The 6,539-nt window shown below is 59.5% G+C and carries 10 protein-coding genes; all 10 read right to left on the minus strand.

Going from position 1 to position 6,539, the window contains the following annotated elements:
• Positions 1 to 256: hypothetical protein (locus O6929_12690; protein MCZ6481236.1), on the minus strand; the 256-nt coding region annotated here is incomplete at its 3' end.
• Positions 257 to 389: 133 nt separating this feature from the next.
• Complete coding sequence (locus tag O6929_12695) at positions 390 to 659, minus strand: PilZ domain-containing protein (protein MCZ6481237.1); 270 nt, start codon at positions 657 to 659, stop codon at positions 390 to 392.
• 75 nt (positions 660 to 734) lie between these two features.
• Complete coding sequence (gene hpt / locus O6929_12700) at positions 735 to 1,286, minus strand: hypoxanthine phosphoribosyltransferase (GenBank protein MCZ6481238.1); 552 nt, start codon at positions 1,284 to 1,286, stop codon at positions 735 to 737.
• 233 nt (positions 1,287 to 1,519) lie between these two features.
• The gene (locus O6929_12705) at positions 1,520 to 2,074 is read right to left on the minus strand and encodes a hypothetical protein (GenBank protein ID MCZ6481239.1); all 555 of its coding nucleotides are present in this window, start codon (positions 2,072 to 2,074) and stop codon (positions 1,520 to 1,522) included.
• A 5-nt stretch (positions 2,075 to 2,079) separates the two neighbouring features.
• Positions 2,080 to 2,754, minus strand: a complete 675-nt coding sequence (locus O6929_12710) for a phosphoribosyltransferase family protein (protein ID MCZ6481240.1) — start codon at positions 2,752 to 2,754, stop codon at positions 2,080 to 2,082.
• Positions 2,755 to 2,804: 50 nt separating this feature from the next.
• Complete coding sequence (locus O6929_12715; GenBank protein ID MCZ6481241.1) at positions 2,805 to 3,797, minus strand: GNAT family N-acetyltransferase; 993 nt, start codon at positions 3,795 to 3,797, stop codon at positions 2,805 to 2,807.
• 90 nt (positions 3,798 to 3,887) lie between these two features.
• Complete coding sequence (locus tag O6929_12720; protein ID MCZ6481242.1) at positions 3,888 to 5,045, minus strand: MFS transporter; 1,158 nt, start codon at positions 5,043 to 5,045, stop codon at positions 3,888 to 3,890.
• A complete protein-coding gene (locus O6929_12725) occupies positions 5,042 to 5,278 on the minus strand; it encodes a hypothetical protein (GenBank protein ID MCZ6481243.1) in 237 nt (78 codons plus the stop codon). Before O6929_12725 ends, O6929_12720 begins: the two co-directional genes overlap by 4 nt.
• Positions 5,275 to 6,156, minus strand: coding sequence for a homoserine kinase (thrB, locus tag O6929_12730; GenBank protein MCZ6481244.1), 882 nt, complete (start codon positions 6,154 to 6,156; stop codon positions 5,275 to 5,277). The genes O6929_12725 and thrB overlap by 4 nt, the downstream gene beginning before the upstream one ends.
• A gap of 78 nt (positions 6,157 to 6,234) precedes the next feature.
• Positions 6,235 to 6,539, minus strand: a 305-nt coding sequence (locus O6929_12735) for a redoxin domain-containing protein (protein ID MCZ6481245.1), incomplete at its 5' end; no start/stop codon positions are given.

Raw genomic sequence — 6,539 nt, forward strand, 5'->3', positions numbered from 1 at the left:
CGACCACGTACTGGATCCGGTGCTGCTCGCCTAGGAATTGTTGCAGCGCCAGGATCATCTCAATCTCAATCAGGTTCGGAAGATCAAATTCCCTCGGCGTCCCGGTCCCGTAGACGATGTCCTTTCGTCCTTGGGGGAAGAGGATCCCCTTCTCGCACCAGCCCATCACTCGCCTGGATGAAACCTCCGGGAAGATCCTGGTGATCTCCCTCACCTGCCAGAGCCGATTACTCACCAGCATAGCCCACCCCCGCATGGTCTCCAACTGGCAAAATAATAGGACCTTTCGTGGACCTCTTGTGGACTGTTTCGATCTCCTCGGACCCATTGGGCTTGCGGGATCAGAACCCAATGGCCGTCTTATTATAATGATATATCTCCTGGATAGGTCATGCATACGTGGGTATTGGCAGGCCCATCAGGCCTGGGGAGCCCTCGGCCGCCCAGACCACCACCGCCTCGGCCCGAGCAACAAGATCTCCCGAGAGCAGGCAGAGGTCCGTCGACGTGCCCTGAGGGAGCGGCAGGACGGCCTCGACCAGCAGCCCGCTCTGGCTCACATTCCGCGTGATCCCGAGCGTGCGATAATCGCGCACCATCGGGCTCTCGCAGAGTACCGGCATTCGCAGGACGAAGCGTGAATGCTGACGTTTTTCCATACCACCTATCATGCCTATTCAGAGTTGATGCCCCCGTCCGCCCCGCCCATCACGAGCGGGGGAAACGGAATAACCCTACTGGCGGTTCCAGCGGTCGACGGCCTCCTTGGTTAGGATGCCAATGTAAGGAAGGTTCCGGTACCGTTGGCGGTAGTCGAGACCGTAGCCGACCACGAACTTGTCGGGAACCTCGAACCCCCGATAGGCGATGGGGAGGTCGACAATGCGACGAGCTGGCTTGTCCAGTAAGACACACACCTTCAGGCTCGCGGGAGCCCGCGGCTCGAGGTTCCGCAACAGGTAACTCAAGGTCAAGCCAGTATCGATGACATCCTCGACGACAAGGATCTCGCGGTCGGTAACGCTTTCATCGAGATCTTTGAGGATCTTGACGACCCCCAACGGTCTTGCATCGGGGCCGTAGCTCGACACGGCCATGACATCAATGGTCACCGGAAGCGTGATGACTCGGCAGAGATCGGCCAGAAAGACAAAGCCGCCTCTCAGGACGCTGATGAGCACCAAGTCCTTGCCGGCATAGTCCCTCGAGATCGCTCTTCCCAGCTCGCGGACCTTGGCCTGGATCTCTGCTTCTGGGATCAGGATCTCGGCAATATCATCGGCCATCTCGCCTTGGACATGGCCGGATGGCTTTCTTGACACGTCAGTATCCACGTCCTATATTCATAGTGAGTCCCGAGAGGTTCGATCCGATTGTGATACCGGGTCTTTCGATCCGGGGGGACCGGTGGTTTCTGGGACACGGCAGGGTTTTCCCCTCATGCAGTACGATGGGGGGTATGGGTCTCAGGGCATCCGGCCACCGAGGTGGAGAGTCGGATGGGGTCACTCGGGGCTCATTATTTTTGGGCAATTCCAAACCTCTCCAGCAGCTTTCGATAATCCCGCCCGTAAAAGACTTTGAGGTTCACTGTCGGATAAAGCTCTCGCAGCTTCCGGATCTTTCGATTCTTCTTGGTCACGAGGTCCTGCTTGAGCGTGGTCAGCTCGATATAAAGGTCGAACTGCGGAAGATAGAAATCGGGGGTGAAGCTTTCGGTGACTTCCCCGCTGCCGTTCCAATCGATCGGAAAGCTTCTCGGCTCGTACTGCCATTCGACCTGATAGAAGTCCAGGATCCGGGCGAACTCTTCCTCACTCGCGTTGGCAAAGGGGGCACGATCGGCGGCGGCCCGTCCCTCGAGGGTCGAACTCTCCTCGGCTTCGTGGAGGATCTCTCGAAACCGATCGAGCAGGTCAGCCGGGATCTGCAACCGCTCCTCTGCCGGGACCCACTCCCCCTCGGGTGTACGACGGAACACTTGAACGTCGATTCCGGCTTCGGCGAGGAAGATGCGGATCTCTTCATTTTGATTTCGCTTTAACCGCTCGATCAGGTCCCCGCGGCCCTCCATCTGCATCACCTCCGAGCCCTGGACCGGGGTCCCTTCCCACGCGCTCCCCGAACTCGCCGAGGGGGCGCACCCACGATCACACCGTACTCCGTGTTGATTGGGACCCCCTTCTCACAGAGGGGACACGCGTCTCGCGAATACGTGGGGAAGTCCTGACTCACGAGCGCGAAGAAAGGGCAGCTAAACTTGATTCCCGGGTGCCGATTCCACAGGCTTCCGATCCCGACAACCCGTCCACCTCGCTTTTCCACCAAACGAATCAGGGCGCGGACGGTGGAGCCGGTAGTCAGAATGTCCTCGATAATCAAGGCAGAACTTCGGGGGTTCAGGAAGGGGAGGAACTCCCGGGGAAGCGTTACCTCTGTCTCTCCCTCTTTTCCCTTTCCCTTGACTGCGTAAAGCAGCTTGGGGCGAGAGGGATGGGCCCTGGCCACACAATGCCCCAGGGTTGTGGCACCGATCCCTGAGCTCAGGACAATATCTACGGGGGAAGCGGCGAAGTGCGCGGCGACGATCTCCCCCAATCCCTCGGTGAAGGCCGGCTCGGTGGTCACGAGCCGTTTCTCCACATACTCGCGGGCGTGCCGTCCCGATGAGATCATGAAGTGATCGTTGGTCACGTACGCCCCAGTCCGCATGATAATCCCGCGGCTAATTCGCTTGAGAACCTCCGCCTCCATCACCTTTTCCTCCTCGTGCGTCCAGCCTCCTTTGATCCCTTACTCAAAAATTATAGATCTGCGGGATCGATAAAGAGAGGTCCCTCAGTCTGCCTCTCTTGTTGGGAAATCCCGCGCACATAAAGCGTCATTCCAACGCGGAAAGCCTCCTCAGGGACAAAGGCGCTCAGTGGATCTCCCGGGACATACGAGAGGAGTAACGTTCCGCCCTGCGCGGCAGTCATGCCCTGGGCCGCGCAAAGCGCCTCCCGAAGATGTTCCAGGTCCCGCCACCCCAAGGGGTAAAGGAAGAAGGGACGGACCTGAGTTTCCGATCCCCCGCCGCGAAAGACCATCTGCATCACCCCCTGGTAATCCCAGAGGCCAAAGCATACGGCCAACCTTCCCTGAACCCGCTTTCCATACATCCCCTGCCACCCCAGCGGGACCAGCCGATCTACCGTGCTATACAGGGTTGGCACATCCCATTGCGGCGTGAATTGGTACGCACGGTAGGTGGCTTCTAAGAGAGAAGCCACCTCGTCGCTTCGCTCCATGATCCGCTCGAAGCCGTCAGATGTTCCACCCGCCGAATCAGGCAAGAGCGCAAGGGCGGCCCGCTTGCGGGGAGTACTCCCCCGACGTTCCACAAACGTTTCTGATGGCGTATTGCCCTCGACAACCCAGGAATAGGCCCCGCTGACGCCCTGTTCGCGGATCACATCCCTAAGTGCATCGGCAACCAGGGTCGCCACCCCTCGCCGACGATGGGTCGGACGCACCCTGAGATCATACAAGTAGGCCCAGCAGCCTGTTATCCCATTCACCCGAAGGGTCTTAAAACTCACTCCGCCGACACCAATAATGGTCCCTTCCTCCTCGGCCACAAACAGGCGGAAAGCGCTGTAAGCGCGGGAGCGGGCAAAAAAATCGGGCGATCGATCCAGGACGAGTTGGATCGGTCCCCCCATGGCGCACTGTCGGTCCAGCTCGATCAGCGCTTGATTGTCCGCTTTCCGGGCATCTCGGATAACAACGACAGAAGCCAACGGGCCTTTTCCCAAACTTTTCTCCTCTCCCAGGGTTCCCCCCCCAAGAGCCTCCACAGCCTTTTCTTATCATAGGATAGACGGCGGGTCAAGGACTCCAGGCCCCTAGTGTTGCCGCATGAGCGAGTACACGATCAAGAAAATCCCCACGAGAGGCAGCATTCCTGTCAGCCCAAACATCCCGTAATAGCCGATCTCCTCTGCCACGACCCCCATGGTCATTGGACCCACGCTGTTGCCGAGGACGATGGCACCACTGAAAAGGCCCAGCATCCGCCCACGACGCCCGGGTTCCACTTGATCCATGTGGAGTGCGGCCAACGTAGGATAGAGAAGGCCGTGAGCACCGCCCGTCAGTGCCCCGACCCAGAGCTGGGCCTCGAGTGGCCCTGGCCAGACAAGGAGGAACATTCCCAGGGCATAAAGGAGGAGGGCCGGGATAACCACCTGCCACCGCCCCCACTTATCCGCCCAGCGCCGGCCCAGGAGCCGGAGTCCGATTCCAGAGCAGGCATACGCAATGTAGAAACCTCCCACTCTCTCTACCCCCCCCACCCCCTTGGCAAACGGGGGGAAGAAGGCAAAGAGAGTTCCGATGCTTATCCCGAAGATTCCAGAGATGACCAGGGGAAGAAGGATGTTTCCCCGAAGGATCTTCTGCCGCTTATTGAGATCAACGGGAACGACCTCCGGGGGCTTCAGGGCCCCGACCACCAAGAGACCACCGAGAGAGAAGAGAGAGGCCGAGACGAAAAATGTCGGATACCCGTAGGCCTGAATAACGAGCTCTCCCAAGGCGGGGGCCGCACCCATCGTGACGAGACCAGAAATACCGAAGATGGCCACCGCCTCGGCCCGGTGTCTGGCCGGGGCAATTTCGGCAATGAGGGTCAGATTGGCAATGAAGAAGGCTGAGTAACCGAAACCCTGCAGAAAGCGGAAGAGGGAAAAGAGAGGACTTAACTCTGTCAGAAAGGCGAAGCTCGCTGAGGCCAGGAAACCCGTTGCACCACCCAAAAGGAGAAATCGCTTGATTCCAAATCGTTCAACCCACCGCCCCACCAGAGGTTGGAAGATGACGGCGGCCAGGCTGTAGACTCCCATAATCCATCCGATGCGCGCTACGGACCCACCAAGATCTTTCACATACAGGGGGAGGAGATTGAAGGCGCTAATATTGGAGAAAAACAGAAAATTGGCTGCTGCGGCTTGCCAGAAATCTCGGCGAGATATGCCAGGAGATAAAAATAGAGGTCGCCTCATGCTGCCCTAGCGGACTTGAGCAGGCGAGGGACGATATCCTTGACGCGTTCAGCCAGCTGGGGCGGAGCGACGTCCTTCCCCTTGTTGAGATACAGCGCCGGAGCGCAATCTTCGGTCATCCGGCGGAGGGAATCGTCTGCCCGGACAGCACTTCCCACGCCCACGGAGTAATTGGAAACCTCTTCGCCGCAACTCAAACAGTACAGCAACTTTGTCTGTTTGGCCTCCGTCATGCGAGCTGTATCCCCTCTCGGTCAATCGCGAGGACCTTGACCTCTGCCCGTAACCCTATGCGGGCCCAGGCCTCTGCCATCTCTGCCCCCACCGTCTCGGCCCCCTGATTCACCAGAGCCACCACCGTGGAGCCAGCACCACTTAAGAAAGCGGCCAGAGCGCCTCCTCGCCTGGCCACCTCCAGGACCTCTTCCATACCCGGCAAGAGTTTGGCCCGGTAGGGCTGGTGCAAGCGGTCCCGCGTGGCCTCATCCAGCAGGCTGAGGTCCCCCGCCACCATGGCCCCCACCAACAGGGCTACCCGGCTCACATTGTGAACCGCATCGGCAAAGGGGACCTGCCGGGGGAGCGCCCGCCGGGCCTCAGCGGTGCTCAACTGCTGCTCTGGAATCACCGCCACAACAGTGATTGCTTCGGGAAGAGGGATCCTGACGTACCGGACCTCGCCCCCTGAGAGACAGGAGGCGGTTAATCCTCCGACCAGCGAAGGGGTAATGTTATCTGGATGTCCCTCGAGGGGGAGCGCCAGCTTGAGGATCTCTTGGGGAGATAAGGGACGTCCAGTGAGTTCAGCCGCACCGATAATACCCCCCAGACACGCGGTTCCACTCGAGCCGAGCCCGCGCTTTAGGGGAATCTCGTTCTTGAGATGGACCTTGAGGCCCGGGGGGGTGACCCCGAGATGGACGAACGCCGCTTCAGCGGCCCGCACGACCAGAGATCTTTTCCCTTCCCCCTGCAGGCGTTCCGCGCCTTCCCCCTCGACGGTCAATTCGACCCCCCGAGAGGTCGTCTCCATCTCGATCGTGTTGTACAAGCCCAGGGCCAAGCCCAGGACATCAAAACCCGAGCCTAAATTGGCGGTCGACGCGGGCACCCTGATCGCGATTCTTCGCCCGTTACCCATGAGCGCTTTTCTAACAGAGTCTTATTGGAAAATCAAATACGGGCAGGTTTAGTCCTCATCGAGAAGCCGGCGAAGTGTCGCCTCCATCTCGGCATATCCTCCCTCGCCGATCCGGGTGAAGCGAATGATTCCCTGCTTGTCGATGAGGTGAAGGGTGGGCCAGTAGCGGGTGCGAAAGCGTTTCCAGGCGGCAAAGTCGTTATCGAGGGCGACCGGGTAGGCGATCCCCAACTCCTGGCAGGCGGCCCTCACCTTGTCCAGGGGTCTCTCCCATGGGAACTCCGGTGAGTGGATTCCGATGACGACGAGACCTCGGGGGCCGAATCGCTGATGCCAATCCACCAACTGGGGGA

The sequence above is a fragment of the Candidatus Methylomirabilota bacterium genome (assembly GCA_027293415.1).
GTDB lineage: Bacteria > Methylomirabilota > Methylomirabilia > Methylomirabilales > CSP1-5 > CSP1-5.

What these genes read in the sequence shown, in the direction of transcription:
- O6929_12695 (MCZ6481237.1), bottom strand. Translation starts at nt 659, where the DNA reads ATGGAAAAACGTCAGCATTCACGCTTCGTCCTGCGAATGCCGGTACTC.
- hpt (MCZ6481238.1), bottom strand. Translation starts at nt 1,286, where the DNA reads ATGGCCGATGATATTGCCGAGATCCTGATCCCAGAAGCAGAGATCCAG.
- O6929_12705 (MCZ6481239.1), bottom strand. Translation starts at nt 2,074, where the DNA reads ATGGAGGGCCGCGGGGACCTGATCGAGCGGTTAAAGCGAAATCAAAAT.
- O6929_12710 (MCZ6481240.1), bottom strand. Translation starts at nt 2,754, where the DNA reads ATGGAGGCGGAGGTTCTCAAGCGAATTAGCCGCGGGATTATCATGCGG.
- O6929_12720 (MCZ6481242.1), bottom strand. Translation starts at nt 5,045, where the DNA reads ATGAGGCGACCTCTATTTTTATCTCCTGGCATATCTCGCCGAGATTTC.
- O6929_12725 (MCZ6481243.1), bottom strand. Translation starts at nt 5,278, where the DNA reads ATGACGGAGGCCAAACAGACAAAGTTGCTGTACTGTTTGAGTTGCGGC.